The sequence below is a fragment of the Actinomycetes bacterium genome, assembly GCA_022396035.1.
Lineage (GTDB): Bacteria > Actinomycetota > Humimicrobiia > Humimicrobiales > Humimicrobiaceae > Halolacustris.
In genome coordinates this window covers 24,001-43,390 of sequence record JAIOXO010000014.1, presented here as the reverse complement: position 1 = coordinate 43,390, position 19,390 = coordinate 24,001, and the positions used below count along the sequence as shown (strand labels likewise).

The window sequence follows — 19,390 nt, the reverse complement described above, 5'->3', positions numbered from 1 at the left end:
CTGCTTTATCTACCTATCTTTTTATTGCGGTATGCAGACTATCTCAAAGCATATCTATTGACAGCAACTGTAATAATTGCCTATACTATTTTATAGATAAAGGCATTAGATTTACACTAAAAGGAAGTGCTCTGTTTCTTGGGGAATGCCTGGTAAAAACAGTATGGATAATCAAACAATTCATTATCTACCCAATGAATGCGATAAAAATAAATACTGTATTTATTATTACAGAAAGGATATTTTCTACTTTATATATCTTGACACTATATCCTTGTAGGAAGGAGGTGACTATTTATAGTTAGAGAGATAATGGGTGAGTTTAGTATTCATTGCAGAACCAGTAGCAGAGAAGTAAACTCAAAAAGCTCACAATAACATGAGTGAAGCGAAAGGAAATCAAATGAAGAAATTATTATTATGGTTAGTAGCAGTAGCAGTGACTGTTTCAATGATAGCGACTTTTTCCTTAACCGGGTGCGCTCCTGCTGCAGAAGCTCCAGCCGAAGAGCCTGCTGCAGAAGCTCCAGCTGAAGAGCCTGCTGCAGAAGCTGAAGAACCGGCTGCAGAAGCTGAAGAGCCTGCCGGAGAGGTGACTAGTGAATTTGAGGGACAGAGCATAGTGGTTAAATTATCCCCGGATATTGCAATGTCCGGCCTGGAGGGGAAAACTCGTGAATTTGAAGAATTATACGGGGTAACAGTTGATTATAATGAGATAGGCTGGGATGTCTGGTTCCAGCAGAGTGCCCAGATTCTTGCTACCGATGAACCTCTGGACGTAATGGGTAATGGAAAGAATGCATGGATAGAATTTCCCAACAAACTCAAACCACTTAATGACTATTTCCCGGAAATATTTGACCAAATGGTACCGGAACTTGTTGAATACTCCACTCTGGGAGACAATATAATGGGTGTACCATTTTTACCCAGCTATCAGATAATGTTCTATAATAAAACAATATTTGAGGAAGCAGGGGCCACTATTCCGGAAACATGGGATGAGTTTAAGGATACCATTGCATTATTGAATGAGTTCAATGGTAATTATAACTATGTAGCTGACTGGACAACAGAGAATTTCTTCCTTAATTTCATATTGATGATGCAGTCTTCAGGCGTAGAGGAATATGAATGGGTTGATGGAGACTTAAAATTTAATTTTGATGCTCCAGAAACTGTTATGACTGTAGAATTTATGAGATCTTTACTAGAGGAAGATCTGATAGATCCTGGAGTACTGGTTCAGATCCAGCAGGAAGTTTCATCCCTGTTTGACCAGGGCGATATTGCTATGATGTCCATGTGGGAGATGTATTCCGGTTTCTTAACCGAGGAGCAGTTTAATAACACTGGTTATTTTGCTTTCCCGGGAAGAGAGCAAGGTATGACAGGAACGCTAGACGGACACGAGTATCTATTAATTCCTGAATCAGCAGAAAATCCAGAACTGGCAGCAGAGTATATTAGATTTATAGCAACCTATGAAAACACAAAAACAAGATCGCTGGTTGATAAATCTATGCCTGTTTATAGTGAACAGTATGATGACCCTGAAATAGCAGAAGCTCTTCCGTATCTAGACGTCATCGAAATGGTTAAAGGTAATCTAGCTGATCAATTCCCGCCAGTTGAATCTACGTATGAGTTAAGGATAGAAACAGCTAACAGGATCCATCCGGCATTATTAGGTGAGATGAGTGCTGAAGACGCTTGTGCTGCACTTCAGGAATTTGCTGACCAGCTTACACCGGTGCCACAAGGATAATTTAACAAAAAATTAGTACTTTAAGCCACGGGTTGGTACCTTCTTAAGTCTTAAGAAGGTACCAACTTAAATAAACTGTAATATATGGGCAGGAGTTTAATACAGTGAAAAGGTTTTTTTTAAAACTATTCAATTTTGAACATAGCAATAGAAAGTTAGTAGCGGTTCTTGTTATTCCAACTCTGATACTGGTCGTAGGTGTTGTTTTGTATCCGCTTATATATTCATTTGTTATGAGTTTTGGTGATGTAAAATTCGCCAACATACATGATTATAATTTCGTTGGGATTTTTCAATATGTTAGAGCGTTTACTGATTCAGCCTTTATTAATTCTTTAAAAGTTTCCGCCACATTTGTTTTTTTTGCAGTTCTTGTAAAACTTATACTGGGAATACTTATAGCATTGATGTTGAAAGAAAATTTCGTTGGAAGAAGTTTGGCTAGAGCTTTAATAATAATTCCCTGGGCCACACCTTTTATAGTGGTTGGACTTATGTGGAAATGGATGCTGCATTCAAAGGTCGGAGTTATCAACTTCCTCCTGGATAAAGTTGGTATAATAGAATCATATATTCCTTTTCTGTCCACCCGGACTTTTGCCATGCCCTGTGTTATCCTGGCAGATGTCTGGCAAGGTACTCCTTTTTTTGTAATTATTATACTTGCAGGCCTACAGACAATTCCTGATGACATTTATGAAGCTGCACGAATAGATGGGGGCGGAGCTATAAAGAATTTTTTCTATATAACCTTACCTATGGTAAAGTTCCCAATCTTTATTTCAACCATTCTAGGGACAATTTTTGCTATTAATGCTTTTGACCTATTTTTTGTGCTTACCAGAGGTGGACCAGGAAATATAACTACTAATGCAACTTTATTTGACTGGTATAATGCCTTCAAGTTCTATCATCTATCATACGCATCAGCAATATCATATATAATCCTATCCATATCCATGACTATAACCGTTGTTTATGTAATTATTTTAAGAAGGACCGGTGAGGCACAATAAGATGAAAAAAAGATGGGTAAACGTCAAAAGATTAAAAAGATTAATGCTCTATCTTGCTGTTATAGCAGTTATGATTTTCTTTTTGTTTCCCTTTTACTGGATTTTAGCGACCAGCATTCAACCCTCGGGGCAGCTTTATCTGCCAACTCCGAATTTTATACCTAGAAATATAACCTTGCAAAATTTCATCAGTGTTCTTGGCGGGGGGAGGGTAAATATTGCCATAGCATTGAAAAATAGTTTGATAGTAGCTATAGTCACTACCGGTGCCTGTATTATATTCGGGATTTTTGCTGCATATGCTTTCGCCAGGTTGAAGTTCAAAGGGTCAAATATTATGTTTATTGCACTTATATTTGTAGAAATGTTGCCGCCGGTTGCCCTCCTTATACCTTTTTATTTGATATTTAAACAACTCAGGCTTACCAATACACTTCAAGGTCTGATAATTCTTCAAATATCCTGGCTATTGCCTATAGTAACCTGGATATTATACAGTTATTTTAAGACAATTCCCAGGGACCTTGAAGATTCAGCACGAATAGATGGAGCATCTAAGGTTGGAGCGCTTATGAGAGTAATCGTACCGCTCTCCTTACCCGGAATTGTTTCAGCAGGAGTCATATGTTTTGTTTTTTCCATGGGTGAGTTTATGGGTGCAATGGCTTTGGTTAATGTTGAGAGGACGCAGACCCTACCATTGGCACTGGCACAGTTTGTCACTAAATACCAGATAGAATATGGCAATATTACTGCTTCAGCTATTCTGGCAATTATTTTCCCTGTACTTTTTGTTCTGATATTCCAGCGTTACATAATTAAGGGGCTTACAGCAGGAGCGGTAAAAGAATAGTGTCAAAAAACTGATAAAAAATAATTGGGCTATGCACTTGACTCAAGTAGGTACAACATATAGTATATGGCTCATGGAAGATTTTCCACGGACAATTATGGAGTTTGAGAAAAAATTTGCAACCGAAGATGCTTGCAGGGAGTACCTATTTAAGGTCCGCTGGCCTGATGGGTTTAAATGTCCCAGCTGCCAGGGAGAAAAAGCCTGGTTGACCGGCAATAAATTGTATCACTGTGCAAACTGCGGCCATCAGACTGCATTAACAGCAGGGACAATATTTCAAGATACCAAGAAGCCGCTGCTGCTGTGGTTTAGGGCGATGTGGTATGCTACCAACCAGAAACAGGGGGTTAGTGCACTGGGCTTGCAGCGTGCTTTAGAACTTGGAAGTTACCGGACTGCCTGGAAGTGGCTTCATAAACTGCGCCGTGCCATGGTAAGGCCTGGCCGTGATAGATTATCCGGTGTAGTGGAAGTGGATGAAACCTATATCGGTGGACAAAGAAAGGGCAAACGTGGCCGGGGTGCCGGCAGAAAAGCACTGGTGGTAATTATTGCACAAATTGACGGACCCAGAATAGGAAGAATCAGGCTTCAGAGGGTGCCCGATGCATCCGGAGAGAGTTTGGAGGAGGCTATAGACAAAGCTGTAGAGCCGGGAAGCTTTGTATATACAGATGGATGGAATGGGTATAGGGGGCTGAATACAGCAGGCTATGTCCATGAAATAGTCCGCAAAGAGGCTGAGGTAGGGGAAAATCTGCTGCCCAGGTGCAATAGGGTAGCAAGTTTGCTAAAGCGCTGGCTTCTGGGGACTCACCAGGGAGCAGTGCAAACTTCTCACCTTGACTATTATCTCGATGAATTTACGTTCCGTTTTAACCGGAGAACATCTAAATCCCGGGGCAAGCTCTTTTTCCGTCTTGTACAACAGGCTGTTGCCCTTGATCCTTTACCGGGAAAAGATTTTTAAGGATGAGATTATGGGTTTTTATACTACTATATGTAGTGGGTACTTGAATCAAGTGCATAGCCCAAAAAAATAATTTCAGATGGTAACCCAGGAAGGTAAATATTATTACTTTCATTTTAGAAGTATTAAACTTGGACATAATTTAGTTCTGAATAAGATTGTTTGGTTTCCATATAACGTAATATGTAAACCATGGTTATGATAATATGTTAACAAGTAAGATATATATATAAATGTAGATGCCATAAATTAGTTGGCTTGAGAATAGTTTTTCTATTCTAAATTAATATTTTAGAGAGGGGTAGCTAATGTTAAAACCAAAAGTAGGATTCATTGTCTATGGTGTTCACAAGGATGGCCTAAAGGATCCAATGGGCACGGAATTTATTGATGAAGAAATTATCAATAACTCAAAAGATTCACTTAAAAAAGAGGGCATGGAAATAGTTGATTATGATACCATTATAGCTACCAAAAAGGAAGCCAGGGAAGCATTCAGGAAGATGAAGAATGATGAAACTATTGACTGTGTAATACTTTTTTCCGGAACTTGGGTCTGGGCTGCAAATCTGATTGCAGCAGTAAGGGATTATGTAAATTCAGGAAAGGAAATACTTATCTGGACCCATCCTGGTTCACAGGGATGGAGACCTGTAGGGGGCCTGGTTATGAGTGCGGCCTTAAAGGAGATTGGATTAAAGCATAAATTTGTTTATGGCTCTTCAGATAGTAAGAAAGATATTGACACCATAATAAGCTACTGTAAAGCAGCCGGCTTGAAAAATTATCTGAATATGACTACTGCCGGTGTTTTTGGAGGAAGAGGAATGGGTCAAACATGCGGGGTGGCAGATCCTTCGCAATGGATGCGGGTTTTTGGAGTAGATATCGATTCAAGGGATACAACCCAGCTGATAGAATTAGCAAAAAGCATTAGTGATAGTCAAATCTCAGAATTTTTACCCAGGCTTAAAGAATTCTTTGGAGAAGTTCCAGAGCTGGATGAAGTTGCTCAAAGGTCAATCCGGCTGTATCTTGCCCTCAAAGAAATACTTAAGAAAGAGGGCTTTGATTTTTATACCATTCAGTCATTTCCCGGTATGGCAGATGACTATGCTGCCACTTGTTTTGCTCAAAGCATGATGCTTGAAGATGGTATACCTACGTCCACGCTGTCAGATTTCAATACGCTTATGACCGTGGTGCTTCTAACCAAGCTAAGCAGGGAGAGAGTATACTATGGGGACCTGCAGCATATAGATAAGGACAATAATGAAATAAAGATAATAGGGGATGGAGCTATACCCCCATCGCTTGCGGGTAGTGTAGGAGAAGCTAAATTTGCCGAGCATGGTGTACCCACCGAAGGCAAGGCTGGAGGCTTATCGGTTAGTCTTGTATGTAAGCCCGGACAGGGAGTGCTGGCAAGACTTGGCAGAAATAATGGCAAATTTGAGATGGTTATCGTAAAATGCTCTATTTTTGAACCACCGGCTGATGAAATAGAAAAGAGAAGGAAGGAATGCGGAATACCGTCATGGCCGCATGCTTTTATAAAGGTGGAAGGCGATATAGAGAGTCTGCTGGAGAATTGGAAAAATGAGTATGCATGTCTCGGCTATGGCCAGGAAATGTACAAATCCCTAATCGATTTTTGCGGGATGATGGGTATCAAAGTAATTTTACCTTAACTTTAGTCACAAATATATCATTATCGGGTCTCATTGGTGGTGGAATATAGGAATAAGGCATCTGAATTGAATAACTGGCGCAGCATAAGTTTGGACAGGTAAGGATTAAAAGTTGGAGAGATCTATATGTTTGAATACGAGACATACACAGAGGTCCTTGAAAGGACTCCCTATTTTATTGAAGAAGTCTACAATAGAAAGAGGTTGCATTCTTCAATGGGGTATATGCCTCCGGAGGAATTTGAAAATATAAATAATAAAAATATAAAAGGAAATGAGTCCTATCAGCTGGTTCTGATAAGTTAGCTTGGTGTCCAGGATCGGGGGGATTCATATCAGAAAGGAGGTTCCTATAAAAAAATAAAATAATATTGTATCGAATTTAATTACTTAGAGGAGGATAAATGTCAATATTTAGAAAATTGAGCACAATAATCGCATTAATAGTGGCAGTAGCAATGGTAGTAACCGTTTTTGCCGGTTGCGCCCAGGAAGTTACTCCTGCCGAAGAATCTGCTGAAGAGGCCCCGGCTGAAGAGCCTGCAGGCGAAGAACCAGCAGAAGAACCTGCGGGAGAACCTGCAGAAGAAGAACCTGCCAGCGATCTGGCTGGTACGCAAATTACAGTCATATTTCCCAAACATGAGATGGATACTGTGGGGATATTTGAGCAACAGACCAGGGAATTTACAGAATTAACCGGAATTGAGGTAGAATTAATTCAAGCAGAATGGGATAGAGTAAAAGATAAGGTAATACCCGAAATGGCTGCGAGTGGTTCTGCCTATGATGTCATTGAACTAGATAATTCCTGGGTTACCCAATTTGTAAATGCTGATTGGGTAGTTCCCTTAAATGAATATGCCTCAGAAGAATGGATTTCCGGTTTGGCCGAAGGAGCAGTAGGCATATTCTCTGTACAGGATGATCTTTATGGTATCCCCTGGAACCATGACATTAGATTTTTCATATACAACAGGCAAATGTTAGATGATGCAGGAATAGCTGAACCGCCAAGAACTTTTGATGAGATGATAGAGCAATCTAAAACTATAATGGATGCAGGACTTGCAGAATATGGGATTGCCGGCTTCTGGTCAAGAGGAATGCATCTTTCTAATGCAACTCATGGTAACGTTTGGGCTCATGGCGGTAATTTCTTTAATGAAGAAGGAAATCCTACCTTTCTTGAAGACCCAGCTGTTGCTGAGGGGCTAGACTACATGTACAATATATTAAATGTAGATGAAATTGCTGATCCTGCCTCACTGACCTATGTTCAGGAAGACTCAATGAATGTATTTATATCAGGCAGAACAGCATTTTTCCCACAGGCATGGCCAGGACTGGTAAGCGAGTCTAATAACCCGGACAGCTCGGCAATAGTAGGACAAGTTGAAGTTGCTTCCTGGGTTTTAGGAAAAACTGAGGAAACCCAGGCAACCATGTCCTTACCAGAAGCTCTTGCCATACCTAAGACTTCACAGAACAAAGAAGCTGCTTGGGAGTATATAAAGTTCATAACCGGCAAGGAAAAAGATAAGGAAAGAAGCTTAGAGATAGGATCATTGCCAGTGTGGACAGAAAGTTTTGGAGATGAAGAGCTTACTGAAATATATCCTTACTGGTCCAACCTTCAGGATGTTCTTCCCTATGCAAGGGCATATCCAAGAATTGACTGGGTAGGAGAATGGGTTAATTCTGTAGAAATTCAGGTACAATCTGTGCTTACTGATGAGAAAACTACAGAGCAGGCATTAGAAGACTTGAACGCGGAAATACAGGGTAACCTACAATAATTAGGCGAAAAGAATGTAGGCCAGCTAACCCGCTGGCCTACAAAAAATAATTCTATATTTACAAATATATAGTTTATAATTGTTTATATAAAGAGTACAAGGAGTACGGGTTGGGAAACAGAATTTCGACATTTGCTTCCAAAAAAACATTTTTCTATGCATTGATTCTACCTGCTTCTATAATCATATTGTTGGTTTTGATAATTCCCATAGCATATTCTTTATATGTAAGCTTTACTGACCTGGTGTTATATAAACCTAATGCCCAGCAATTTATTGGTTTGAAAAATTACCTGGAAGTACTAAAAGATAAGTACTTCTGGGGGTCAATGTGGAGAACTATTTATTTTGTGATGGGTACTGTATCTGCAGAAATTGTAATAGGAATACTTATAAGTCTGGTTCTTAATCAGAAGTTTAAAGGAAGAACAGTATTGAGGGGATTGGTTTTGTTGCCATGGGTCATCCCCGGAGTAGTAAATGGTGTTATGTGGAAATGGATTTTTAATGCTAATTACGGTGCACTTAATGCTTTTTTACACCAGTTACATATTATAGACTCATATCAGGTCTGGCTTCAGAATCCCTTCATAGCTCTTAATCTGATAATGCTGGCTAATGTGTGGAAGGAAACTCCGGTAGTAATTATAATGGTGCTTGCATTCTTTCAGACTATACCTTCACAGCTTTATGAAGCGGCAAGCATCGATGGGGCATCTCCTTTTTCAAAGTTCAGGTGGGTTACTTTGCCATTGGTAGTACCAGTCTTAGTAACCACTTTTATAATCAAGGCGGTCTGGGCGATTAGAGAATTTGAACTTATATATATAATAACCAAAGGCGGTCCTCAGGCTGGTACGACGCTGGTTAATTACTATATATATCAACAAACTTTTAAATTCTTAAATTTTGGTTATGGTTCAGCTATAGCTTATATAGTGACTATACTAACTGCGATACTGGCAGTTATTTTTATAAGAAGAAATATATTAAGTTCGGTAAGCTAGAGAACCCTAGAATGTTAAATTTATTAATAAACAAAGAGTAAGAAGAGGGTTAAGTGACAAATTTAAAAGCAAGATATATCGGATTTAGAATATTATTGTATGTATTAATAGCAATTATAGTTTTATGGGTATTAGCGCCATTTGCCTGGATGGTTATTTCCAGCATATCTACCAGGGCGGATCTTTTAGAGAAACCTTTGGGCTGGATCCCTGAAAAAATTAATCTGGATGGCTATAAAAAAATAATATTGGGTGGTTCTATGGCCACAAGAGCAGCCAGAGAATTTAAAGGTACTGCATTCAACAGTTTTCTGGTAAGTGTTTTTGCTACACTTATAAGCATCGGATTTGGATCTATGGCCGCTTATTCATTTTCCAGGCTCAGGTCCAGGGGAATGCGGTTAACCTTTACTATAATGATGCTATCTTATATGTTACCGCCAATATCGTTAGCTATTCCTTTATATATTTTACTATCCAAGCTGCAGATATTAGATAATATAGGAACCCTTGTATTTGTATACTGCTCATTTAATCTTCCCCTGGCCACCTGGTTTATGAAAGAATTTTTTGATGGCATACCGGTGGATCTGGAAGAGGCTGCCCAGATAGATGGCTGTTCCAGGCTGAAAAGTTTATGGAAAATAGTGATGCCTTTAAGTGCTCCCGGTATTGCTTCTACAGCAATCTTTATTTTTGTAATTTCATGGAATGAATTCTTTTTTGCTTTATTATATACAACCACCATGGCCTCCAAGACTTTACCGGTATTGGTGGGTGAGTTTTCGAGTAAGTTTACTACTGATTTTAGCATGATGGCTACAGCAGGAGTTTTGGCCAGCATAATACCTATAGCACTGGCACTGTTTTTCCAAAAATATATTATACAAGGCTTAACTGCTGGCGGAGTAAAAGAATAAGGCATCTAAATTGAATAAAAAAGAAAAAGTCAAAAAGATAGTTAGCAGGACAAATATAGACTGTTTTCCTACGCAGATAGATGCAACTCCCGAAATGAAGACCATCATAGGTAATTTATTGCAGATCAAGCCGGAAGACATAGATGAAGCCTTAAATAACCATCTTAAATACCTGCCTCTGGATGATAAAGTCAGTGTAGATGAAAAAAATGGTATCCAGTACGACATTGGGGGGGTTGGCTGGGATCTGGTTTTAACCGAGGGTTTCCATATAAGGCATCATCCCTTAACCGACGATGAAAAGGCTCTAAAATACAAATTCCCTGAGCCCAAGGATGATTTGCTGTCCACAATCCATAATACAGGCAGTCTACAAAGAGAACAACACTATATCCTGTCCCTGCAGGACTGGACTCTTTTTGAAAGACTCTGGCTTTTAAGAGGATACGAGAAAACATTGATGGATTTACACATTAACCAGAAGTTAGTTAATTATTTACTTGATGGTATTATTGAGTTTCATGTAGAGATTGCCAGAAAATTGGTTAAACATAAGGTAATTGATGGTATATTTACCGGCAGTGATGTGGGAACCCAGATGGGTATGGTTATGTCACCTGATACCTGGAGAAAATATTTTAAACCGGGATACAAGAAAATATGGGGTATATACAAAGAAAATGGCCTTTCGGTATTCCACCATTCCTGTGGCAATATAATGGAAATAATTCCGGATTTAATAGATATCGGTCTGGATGTGCTTAACCCTATTCAACCGGAAGCGATGGATCTTGAAGAGCTATCCAATAGATTTGGAAAAGAATTATCTTTTTTTGGCGGCATAAGCACTCAGAGGACCCTCCCTTTTGGCACCCCTGAACAGGTAAAACAGGAAGTTATAGATTGTATAGAAACACTGGGTAAAAATAACGGCTATATAATTTCTCCTTCCCATGAAGTCACTTCCGACTGTAAACCTGAGAATTTTTTGGCCCTAGTGGACACTTTACAAAAATACAGGGATAATAAATTATTATCTTAGTCCTTGCGGGAGGCTTGGATGAATTCAAAAGAGAGAGTATTTAAAGCAATAAATTTACAAAAACCTGACCGTACCCCCCTGTTTGCAGAATTAGTGCCTGAGGTTGAAGAAAAGCTTTACCGAAAATATGAGTTAAAAGGTAATAATCTGCTTACCTTTCTGGGCAATGATATAGTCAATTGTCCGGTAGGCGTGGCTGATTCCTGGGGCAAGATATACCGGAATGAACAGGAATTGGATGAGTGGGGAATAGGTTTTGGAACAGTCAAGCATGGCAAGGGCTCTTATGCTGAGATAATTTTTAAGCCTCTGGAAAAGGCTTCCCTTGAAGATTTAAAAGGTTATAAGATCCCGGATCCCGATAAGGAATCAAGATACTATGAAGTTATGGAAATGAAGCAGGAGTTCGATGCCCGGTATGCTATCATGGTAGACCTTACCTGTACCATATTTGAACTATCCTGGTATTTGAGGGGTATGGATAATTTGCTCATGGATATGATGGTAAACAAAGAATTTGTTAATATACTAATGGATAAGCTGCTGCAATTCTATATACCTGCCGGTAAGAAGCTGGCATCAATAGGGGTGGATATAATCTGGATAGGTGACGATGTAGGGATGCAGAACGGAATGATTATTTCACCTGCAATGTTCAGGGAATTCTTAAAAGAAAGATACAGGCTGCTTATTAAAGAAATTAAAAGCATAAACAGCCGGGTCAAAATTGCTTTTCATAGCGATGGTTATATTATGCCCATCATTGATGATTTAATTGAAGTAGGTGTGGATATATTAAATCCTGTACAGCCCAAGTGCATGGATCCTGCACAGATAAAGGAAAGATTTGGAAAGCATCTTTGCTTTATGGGTACTATAGATGAGCAGGAGACTCTGCCTTTTGCCACTATAGAAGCTCTAAAAGAAGAGATATTAACCAGAATTCAAACAGTGGGCTATAACGGGGGTTTAATTCTGGGTCCTACCCATAATATCCAGAATGATACATCCATGGAAAAAATTGAAACTTTTTTTGATTATTCCAAACAGGTCAAGATATAATTTTCATCCATATAATACCTGAATACCCGTACTGTATATGGTTCCATTAAAGCCAATAGCAATTATACCTATCATTTAATATAATAATTAACCTATAACCATAATTATCAAAATATTATAACAATATGTTTTTAGATGAAGCAAAAATAAATATAAAGGCCGGAGACGGCGGCAATGGCATGGTTAGTTTTTTTAATCTGAAAGCCAGAAGGAAGAAAATTGCCAGCGGCGGTAGTGGAGGAAAAGGCGGAGGCCTTATTATAAGGGCCAGCTCCAGCCAGAGCACCCTTTATAGATTTAAGAAAAAGGTTCATTTTAAGGCACCGGATGGAGGATCGGGACAGCCCAATAACCGGAACGGTAAAGATGGCAATGACTTGATTGTAGATGTCCCGGCGGGAACCATGGTTAAAGAGGCTGACGGCAAGCTGATAGCCGACCTGGACCAGGAGGGCAAAGAAGTCCTGATGGCCAGGGGAGGAATAGGGGGAAGGGGAAATGCCAGCTTTACTTCCCAGGCCAGGAGGTTTCCGGGTTTTGCTGAATACGGGGAAAAGGTTGAGGATAAGTGGATTAAGCTTGAGCTCAGTCTGTTAGCTGATGTAGGCCTGGTAGGCTTTCCCAATGCCGGCAAGTCAACCATTATTAGCCGGGTTACTTCGGCTAAACCCAAGATTGCTGATTACCCTTTTACCACCCTGGTACCTAATCTGGGAGTGGTTTCTGCCGGAGATAACAGTTTTGTAATAGCTGATATCCCGGGGCTGATTGAGGGTGCCCATCAGGGCACGGGCCTGGGGGACAAGTTTTTAAAACATGTTATGCGTACCTCGGTAATAGTATATGTGCTGGATGCAGCCAAACTGGTATATGAACAGTCCGGCCTGGGTGAGGATTTTTTAACCCTCAAAAAAGAATTAAGCCTGTACAGCGCAAAACTGGCTGAAAAGGAATATGTGGTAGCAGTTAATAAAGTGGATTTAATCAGCAGTCCACAGAAACTGGAGGAAATTAAAGAAGATATTGCCAGGCATACTGAAAATCCGATTATGCTGGTTTCGGCTGTTACCGGCCAGGGCCTGGATCAGCTGGTAAGAACCATGAATGACTTGACAGACAGGCATAGAGCTAAACCAGAAGAAGGTGAAGGCGAAGAACAGCAATACAAGGTATATGATATATACACCACCCGGGCAGCAAGTGATAGAATTAAAGTAGAAAAGCTGGGCGAAGAATATGTGGTAAAAAACAGGGAACTGGAACGCATGGTTCAGATGACCGATCTGGGAAACGGGGAGGCACTGGCCTATCTCAGACAGAGGCTTCAAAAGATGCATACAGGGGATAGGTTAAAAGAGCTGGGGGTAGAGACAGGAGCTACGGTAATTATTGGCAAACTGGTATTTGAATTAAAGGATTGAGATGGCTGGCAGGGAAAAATACTTAAAAGATTTAAATAGAATAGTGGTAAAAATTGGTTCCAGCAGTCTGACCACCCCGGATAATAATATAGACGTGGAAAATATGGAAAAATTTTGCCTGGAAGTCTCAGGTTTGGTAAACCATGGCATACAGGTGATAGTGGTAACCAGCGGAGCCATTGCTGCCGGCCTTCAGTATTTAAACATTAAAGGCAGGCCCGGCCAGATTTCCAAGCTCCAGGCGGCAGCATCGGTAGGACAGGTTGAGCTTATGAGGATATACCGGGACTACATGGCCAGAAAAAATATAAAAGTAGGCCAGATTCTGCTGACCCATGAAGATACTACCGGAAGGGAACAGTACCTTAATATCAGGGCTACTATAAATACATTGCTGGACATGAATATAATACCGGTTATAAATGAAAATGACAGTGTGGCCGTAGACGAGATTAAGTTTGGAGACAATGACCAGCTGGCTGCCCTGGTAGCCAGCCTTACCGAATCCGGACTGCTGGTTCTGCTTTCTGATATTGACGGGCTTTATGATAAACATCCCGGCCGGCATAAAGATGCCCGGATTATAAGTACGGTTGAAAAGATAACCCCGGAAATTGAGGAACTGGCCGGCGGCGCCGGATCTATATACGGCCTGGGGGGAATGGTCTCTAAAATTAAGGCGGCCAAGATATGCAATTTTTCCAATGTGGGCATGGTTATCGCCAACAGCAGAAAGCCCCGGGTGTTAAAGGATATAATTGAAGGAAAACAGGTGGGGACTTTTTTTGTGCCCGGCAGGCAAAAAAGGGTAAAAAGTGTAAAAAGGTGGATTGCCTTTGGCATGAGGACCAAAGGTTCAATAGTAATTGACCAGGGAGCCAGAGAGGCCATTACCAATCAGGGCAAGAGCCTGCTGCCGGTAGGAGTGGTGGAGGTAAGGGGGAGGTTTAACCAGGGAGATACCCTCAGGGTTTATTCCGATGACGGCCAGCTTATAGCTAAAGGCATAAGTAATTTTTCCGATAAGCAGCTTAAGGATATTATGGGAAAAAACCATCAACAGATAAGCACGGAGTTTGGATCCGAGCTTTGTGGTGAGATTGTCCACCGGGATTGCCTGGCGGTGTTTAAAAGTTGATTGTTTATAACCTTTATATTATATTAATGAAAAATTGATGGGGGCATTATGAGTGATGTGGTTCTAGATATTGCCAGAAAGGCCAGGAAGGCTTCTTCTTTTATTGCAACAGCGCCAACCGAGCAAAAAAACAAGGTACTAAGGGATATAGCCCAGGCTCTGGTAACAGAATCTGATTTTATTGTAGAGAAAAACCGCCAGGATGTTAGCCGGTCTAAGAAAGAAGGGATTTCTGATAGCCTGCTGGACCGCCTTATGCTGGACCAGGGGCGGATAGCCAAGATTGCCGGCAGCATAAACCAGGTAATAGATTACAATGACCCGGTGGGAGAAGTGATATTTGGATATAATCTTCCCAACGGGCTTACTTTAAATAATATCAGGGTGCCTCTGGGAGTAATAGGAATTATTTATGAAGCCAGGCCCAATGTTACTGTAGATGCTGCAGTTTTATGCCTGAAGGCAGGCAGCTGTGTAATATTGAGGGGCAGTTCCTCGGCCATAGACACCAATATGGCCCTGGTAGAAATCATGAGAGGAGTGCTGGCAAAAAATGATTTCCCCCCGGATATAATTCAGATAATCCCTACTTCCCATAGAGAGGATGCAGTAAAGCTGATGCAGGCAAGAGAATATGTTGATGTCCTTATACCCCGGGGCGGCAAGCAGCTTATAGACAGTGTGGTGGCCAACTCCAAAGTGCCGGTGATAGAAACCGGTGTAGGCAATTGCCATATTTATGTGGACAGCCAGCTGGAAGGCATTGAGTATAAAACCATTGAAGATATTGTGGTTAATTCCAAAACCCAGAGGCCCAGCGTGTGCAATGCTGCCGAGAAACTGCTGATACACAGCAGGATAGCCGGCGACTTGCTTCCCAGGCTGGCTTCCAGGCTGGAAGACCTTAAGGTAGAGCTGGTGGGCTGTGATAAGGCCAGGCAGATCTATCCTTCATTAACTCTGGCTGATCAGCAGGACTGGTATACTGAATACCTGGAGCTAAAGATGGGCATAAAGGTGGTAGACAGCCTTGAGGAGGCGGTAAACCATATAAACCAATATGGGTCACATCATACTGATGCCATCATAACTTCCAGCTATAATAATTCAAGCTATTTTGCTAAAGCCGTTGATTCATCCACGGTTAATATAAATGCATCTACCCGGTTTACCGATGGGGGAGAGTTCGGCATGGGTGCAGAAGTAGGCATAAGCACCCAGAAATTACACCATCGGGGTCCCATGGGACTTAGAGAAATAACTACCAACAAGTTTCTAATATATGGTAATGGACAAATACGAAAATAGTGTTTATAAGGCGAAAGACGGGCTTACCAGAATAGGCATTATGGGTGGCACTTTTAATCCCATACACCATGGCCACCTGGTAACTGCGCAGGAAGCTTTAAGCCAGTTTAATCTGGACCAGGTCATATTTATACCCACCTGCGATCCTCCCCACAAGGTTAAAAATGAAATAGCCAGTGCAGAGGACCGGTACCTGATGACGGTTATAGCCACTGCTTCCAATAATGATTTTTTTGTATCCAGGATAGAAATTGGCCGCAAGGGCAAATCCTATACCATTGATACGGTAAGGAGGCTCAGGGAAATCTATGGAAGCAAGGTTTCTCTTTTCTTCATCACCGGTGCCGATGCCATACTGGAGATACTGTCATGGAAGGATACGGAAGAGATAATTTCCCTGGCCAAATTTATTGCTGCCACCCGGCCCGGCTACAACCTGGCCAAGATTGATGACTTGAAGGAAAAGCTGTTTAAAAATAAGCAGGAAGGCGGCAGTAAGATTTTTGTAATGGAGGTTCCTGCCCTGGCCATTTCTTCAACCGATATCAGAAATCGCATCAAACAGAACCGGCCCATTGATTACCTGGTTCCGGAGGGGATAAGCCATTACATAATTAAGCATGGATTATATAAATAAAAGCCTATTTACGGAAAAACAAAACCGTTATCTGGAGCAGTTAATTGACCGTATAAAATCAGTTATGCCCCCATCCTTATTTGCCCACACCCTGGGCACCTTGAAATTTTCATGTAAATTGGCAGACAGGCATCTTCTGGAAGCGGGGAAATCTAAAATTAATACTTTTTTTAAGCTTTGTGTTTCCAGTATTCTGCATGATTATGGTAAAATGTTTACATATGAGCAATTGGTGACAGCAGCAAGAGAAAATAATCTGGGCTTAACAGATTTTGAAATGGGCTGTAAACCCATAGTTCATAGTTTTGTAGGTGATTATTTAGTGGCCAGGGATTATAATATTAATGACCATGAAATTTTGAGGGCAATAAAGTACCATACTATTGGATGCATGAATATGAGTATTTTGGAAAAAATTTTGTTTATTTCTGATAAAATAGAAGAAACCAGAAATTATGATGGTATTGACCGGCTCAGGGATTTAGCCTTTGAGGACCTTGACCTGTGCCTGCTGGAGGTTTATAAAAATAATATAATTTATAATGTAAGCAGGGAGCATATGCTGCACCCTGATACAAGCTTAATTTGGAATAATATATGCGGAGGTAAAAAAAATGACTTCCAATGATGATGACAACAAATATAGCCATAATGGTAGAAAAGATCGTGACCTGGAAGACTTTTTCAAGGATGATGATTTTGAACTGGGTTCAGAATCTGAAGATGAAGAAGAGGAAGATTTTGAGAAAGCCGGTTACCGGTCCAGAAGGGTAAAGGACAAAAGGAGAAGAAACAGAGCCATAGTATCCACAATAGCCATATTGTTGATACTGGTGGTGGTGGCTGCAGGAATAGTGTTTGGCTACCGGTTTATAAGGAACAGGTTCTTTTCCGGAGATGAAACTGCTGAAGAGGAGAGTATTGCCATACCCGAAGACCTGTTGCTTGACCAGGATATTAATGTAATATTGGCGGGGGCAAGAGAGAATTTGCTGGAGCCCCAGATGAATTCCATAATTTTTTCAAGCTTTAACAGTTCCGATAGCAGATTAACCTCTCTGTGCATGCCGGTAAAAACCTTAATGGAGATCCCGGGTTTCGGGCTGGAAAGCATGGATAAGTCAGTAGAGTATGGAGGAATGGATCTTTTGAGCCTGACTATGAAAAATGGCCTGGGAGTAGAATCAGATCATTACCTGCTCATGGACATTATAAACGTGGTAAACACCCTGGGAGGCATTAGTGTGCCTTTGGATAATGCGGTTACTCTTACCCTTGACGATGGTACTGAGGTGACTTTGGAAGCTGGGCCCAATAACATGGATGGGGTTACCGCCGTAAATTATCTGGAGAAATTCAGCGGCCAGGAAGGAGAGATAAGCACGGAGGATACCAAGAAACAGAAATCTGTGTTCAATGCTCTGCTTATAAAGATAAATGGGGAAGGCTCCGAGCGGCTGGCTGAGAATTTGTCGGCAATCAGCGACTATATAGATACTGACCTGAGTCTGGAAGATCTTTCCAGAACACTGGCTACCTTTGCCAAGATAGAGAGTACCAATGATATGGTATATGGTTTGGATATTTCCTCGGTAGAGCTGGAAGGAGAAACCTATTATGTGCCTGATATTTCCAGGATAAGTGATATATTCTCCGACCAGCAGATAGCGGAAGTAGAGGAGATGCAGAGCTTCGAGGCGGTTACGGTAAATGTCTTAAATGGAGCAGGCACTCCGGGAATAGCCGGACAGGCCGGGGACTTGATTGAGAGCCTGGCTTATGAAAACGGAAACCCAAAATTTAATGTGGGAGAGGTAGGCAATGCAGATAATTTTGATTATGCTTCTACAGAGATAATTGTAGCTTCTGCTGAAAGCCATGTTATGAGTGCAGCAGAGGATCTTCTCAGTTTCTTGAATGCCGGGAGCATAATTACCAATGAAGGCTCTGGCCAGGCCCAGATAACGGTAATACTGGGCAAGGATTTTGATGCAGCCTCGGTTGGAAGCACTACTGTCCAGGAAACTGAAGGGGAGCAGGAAGCCGAAGAGGCACCACAAACTTCAGAACTTATAAAAGTAAATATACTCAACGGGGAAGGAACTACCGGCCTGGCAACTACGGTGGAGGGTATCCTCAATGATAATATCAATGCGGATTCCCAGATAATGGAAATTGTAGAGACCAAAAATGCAGATAACTGGGATTACACCCAGACCAAGATTATGGTATTTACTTCCGGGGCCGGGGTACCGGAACTTGCCCAGAGCATACAGCAGCAACTGGGAGTGGGAGTTATTGAATCATCGGACAGCAATGTTGATAATGTAGATATCAGCGTAATATTGGGGAGTGATTACACCAATCAGTAATAAAGAAAGCAGAGCCAATAAAATTATAGAATCAGTAAAATTAGCTGCCAGGATTGCAGATGAGAAACAGGCAGATTATATCAGTATACTGGACATGCGTCAGAGGCTAGTTATTACTGATTATTTTTTAATAATCAGTGCCAAGAATATCCGGCTTACGGCTAGGATATATGAAGATATAAACAAAGCCCTAAAACAAAAGCAGATAAGGCCGGTAACCGTAAGCGGGCTGCAGGAAGGAAAGTGGATACTGGCTGATTATGATGACTTTGTGGTCCACATATTCACCAATGAAGTTGCCCAGTATTATGAGCTTGAAAGATTATGGAAAGATTCCAAGGTTATAGATTGGAATAGCTAAAACAGTTAGAGAGGATCCC

18 protein-coding genes are annotated in these 19,390 nt (G+C 41.0%); all 18 read left to right on the top strand.

Translation table 11 applies throughout. The features are described 5' to 3' along the window. Positions 1 to 451: 451 nt before the first annotated feature. A complete protein-coding gene (locus K9H14_05745; protein MCG9479697.1) occupies positions 452 to 1,771 on the top strand; it encodes an ABC transporter substrate-binding protein in 1,320 nt (439 codons plus the stop codon). Positions 1,772 to 1,875: 104 nt separating this feature from the next. Beyond that, positions 1,876 to 2,787, top strand: coding sequence for a sugar ABC transporter permease (locus K9H14_05740; protein ID MCG9479696.1), 912 nt, complete (start codon positions 1,876 to 1,878; stop codon positions 2,785 to 2,787). Position 2,788: 1 nt separating this feature from the next. Further along, positions 2,789 to 3,640, top strand: a complete 852-nt coding sequence (locus K9H14_05735) for a carbohydrate ABC transporter permease (protein MCG9479695.1) — start codon at positions 2,789 to 2,791, stop codon at positions 3,638 to 3,640. 73 nt (positions 3,641 to 3,713) lie between these two features. Continuing rightward, positions 3,714 to 4,613 carry an IS1595 family transposase gene (locus tag K9H14_05730; GenBank protein MCG9479694.1) on the top strand — a complete coding sequence of 300 codons (900 nt, stop codon included), beginning with the start codon at positions 3,714 to 3,716 and terminating at the stop codon, positions 4,611 to 4,613. 308 nt (positions 4,614 to 4,921) lie between these two features. Further along, entirely contained in the window at positions 4,922 to 6,304 is a 1,383-nt protein-coding gene (locus K9H14_05725) for a hypothetical protein (GenBank protein MCG9479693.1), read from the top strand. A 126-nt stretch (positions 6,305 to 6,430) separates the two neighbouring features. After that, positions 6,431 to 6,610, top strand: a complete 180-nt coding sequence (locus K9H14_05720; protein MCG9479692.1) for a hypothetical protein — start codon at positions 6,431 to 6,433, stop codon at positions 6,608 to 6,610. 98 nt (positions 6,611 to 6,708) lie between these two features. Then, the gene (locus K9H14_05715; GenBank protein ID MCG9479691.1) at positions 6,709 to 8,103 is read left to right on the top strand and encodes a sugar ABC transporter substrate-binding protein; all 1,395 of its coding nucleotides are present in this window, start codon (positions 6,709 to 6,711) and stop codon (positions 8,101 to 8,103) included. A gap of 110 nt (positions 8,104 to 8,213) precedes the next feature. Continuing rightward, positions 8,214 to 9,110 (top strand): sugar ABC transporter permease, encoded by an 897-nt coding sequence (locus K9H14_05710; GenBank protein ID MCG9479690.1) that lies wholly within the window; start codon positions 8,214 to 8,216, stop codon positions 9,108 to 9,110. Between the two features lie 53 nt (positions 9,111 to 9,163). Next, the gene (locus K9H14_05705; GenBank protein MCG9479689.1) at positions 9,164 to 10,030 is read left to right on the top strand and encodes a carbohydrate ABC transporter permease; all 867 of its coding nucleotides are present in this window, start codon (positions 9,164 to 9,166) and stop codon (positions 10,028 to 10,030) included. A 10-nt stretch (positions 10,031 to 10,040) separates the two neighbouring features. Continuing rightward, positions 10,041 to 11,072 carry a hypothetical protein gene (locus tag K9H14_05700; GenBank protein ID MCG9479688.1) on the top strand — a complete coding sequence of 344 codons (1,032 nt, stop codon included), beginning with the start codon at positions 10,041 to 10,043 and terminating at the stop codon, positions 11,070 to 11,072. Between the two features lie 18 nt (positions 11,073 to 11,090). Continuing rightward, complete coding sequence (locus K9H14_05695; protein ID MCG9479687.1) at positions 11,091 to 12,134, top strand: hypothetical protein; 1,044 nt, start codon at positions 11,091 to 11,093, stop codon at positions 12,132 to 12,134. Between the two features lie 125 nt (positions 12,135 to 12,259). Next, entirely contained in the window at positions 12,260 to 13,555 is a 1,296-nt protein-coding gene (gene obgE / locus K9H14_05690) for a GTPase ObgE (GenBank protein ID MCG9479686.1), read from the top strand. Between the two features lies 1 nt (position 13,556). Then, positions 13,557 to 14,693, top strand: a complete 1,137-nt coding sequence (gene proB / locus K9H14_05685; GenBank protein ID MCG9479685.1) for a glutamate 5-kinase — start codon at positions 13,557 to 13,559, stop codon at positions 14,691 to 14,693. A 48-nt stretch (positions 14,694 to 14,741) separates the two neighbouring features. Further along, positions 14,742 to 16,001 carry a glutamate-5-semialdehyde dehydrogenase gene (locus tag K9H14_05680; protein MCG9479684.1) on the top strand — a complete coding sequence of 420 codons (1,260 nt, stop codon included), beginning with the start codon at positions 14,742 to 14,744 and terminating at the stop codon, positions 15,999 to 16,001. Beyond that, complete coding sequence (gene nadD, locus K9H14_05675; GenBank protein ID MCG9479683.1) at positions 15,982 to 16,638, top strand: nicotinate-nucleotide adenylyltransferase; 657 nt, start codon at positions 15,982 to 15,984, stop codon at positions 16,636 to 16,638. The genes K9H14_05680 and nadD overlap by 20 nt, the downstream gene beginning before the upstream one ends. Further along, a complete protein-coding gene (gene yqeK, locus K9H14_05670; protein MCG9479682.1) occupies positions 16,622 to 17,266 on the top strand; it encodes a bis(5'-nucleosyl)-tetraphosphatase (symmetrical) YqeK in 645 nt (214 codons plus the stop codon). The genes nadD and yqeK overlap by 17 nt, the downstream gene beginning before the upstream one ends. Beyond that, positions 17,253 to 19,010, top strand: coding sequence for an LCP family protein (locus tag K9H14_05665; protein ID MCG9479681.1), 1,758 nt, complete (start codon positions 17,253 to 17,255; stop codon positions 19,008 to 19,010). The genes yqeK and K9H14_05665 overlap by 14 nt, the downstream gene beginning before the upstream one ends. Then, positions 18,991 to 19,371 carry a ribosome silencing factor gene (rsfS, locus tag K9H14_05660; GenBank protein ID MCG9479680.1) on the top strand — a complete coding sequence of 127 codons (381 nt, stop codon included), beginning with the start codon at positions 18,991 to 18,993 and terminating at the stop codon, positions 19,369 to 19,371. Before K9H14_05665 ends, rsfS begins: the two co-directional genes overlap by 20 nt. The last annotated feature ends 19 nt before the right edge of the window (positions 19,372 to 19,390 follow it).

What these genes read in the sequence shown, in the direction of transcription:
- K9H14_05665 (MCG9479681.1), top strand. Translation starts at nt 17,253, where the DNA reads ATGACTTCCAATGATGATGACAACAAATATAGCCATAATGGTAGAAAA.
- obgE (MCG9479686.1), top strand. Translation starts at nt 12,260, where the DNA reads ATGTTTTTAGATGAAGCAAAAATAAATATAAAGGCCGGAGACGGCGGC.
- yqeK (MCG9479682.1), top strand. Translation starts at nt 16,622, where the DNA reads ATGGATTATATAAATAAAAGCCTATTTACGGAAAAACAAAACCGTTAT.
- K9H14_05735 (MCG9479695.1), top strand. Translation starts at nt 2,789, where the DNA reads ATGAAAAAAAGATGGGTAAACGTCAAAAGATTAAAAAGATTAATGCTC.
- K9H14_05695 (MCG9479687.1), top strand. Translation starts at nt 11,091, where the DNA reads ATGAATTCAAAAGAGAGAGTATTTAAAGCAATAAATTTACAAAAACCT.
- nadD (MCG9479683.1), top strand. Translation starts at nt 15,982, where the DNA reads ATGGACAAATACGAAAATAGTGTTTATAAGGCGAAAGACGGGCTTACC.
- K9H14_05715 (MCG9479691.1), top strand. Translation starts at nt 6,709, where the DNA reads ATGTCAATATTTAGAAAATTGAGCACAATAATCGCATTAATAGTGGCA.
- K9H14_05720 (MCG9479692.1), top strand. Translation starts at nt 6,431, where the DNA reads ATGTTTGAATACGAGACATACACAGAGGTCCTTGAAAGGACTCCCTAT.
- K9H14_05725 (MCG9479693.1), top strand. Translation starts at nt 4,922, where the DNA reads ATGTTAAAACCAAAAGTAGGATTCATTGTCTATGGTGTTCACAAGGAT.
- proB (MCG9479685.1), top strand. Translation starts at nt 13,557, where the DNA reads ATGGCTGGCAGGGAAAAATACTTAAAAGATTTAAATAGAATAGTGGTA.
- K9H14_05745 (MCG9479697.1), top strand. Translation starts at nt 452, where the DNA reads ATGATAGCGACTTTTTCCTTAACCGGGTGCGCTCCTGCTGCAGAAGCT.
- K9H14_05730 (MCG9479694.1), top strand. Translation starts at nt 3,714, where the DNA reads ATGGAAGATTTTCCACGGACAATTATGGAGTTTGAGAAAAAATTTGCA.
- K9H14_05680 (MCG9479684.1), top strand. Translation starts at nt 14,742, where the DNA reads ATGAGTGATGTGGTTCTAGATATTGCCAGAAAGGCCAGGAAGGCTTCT.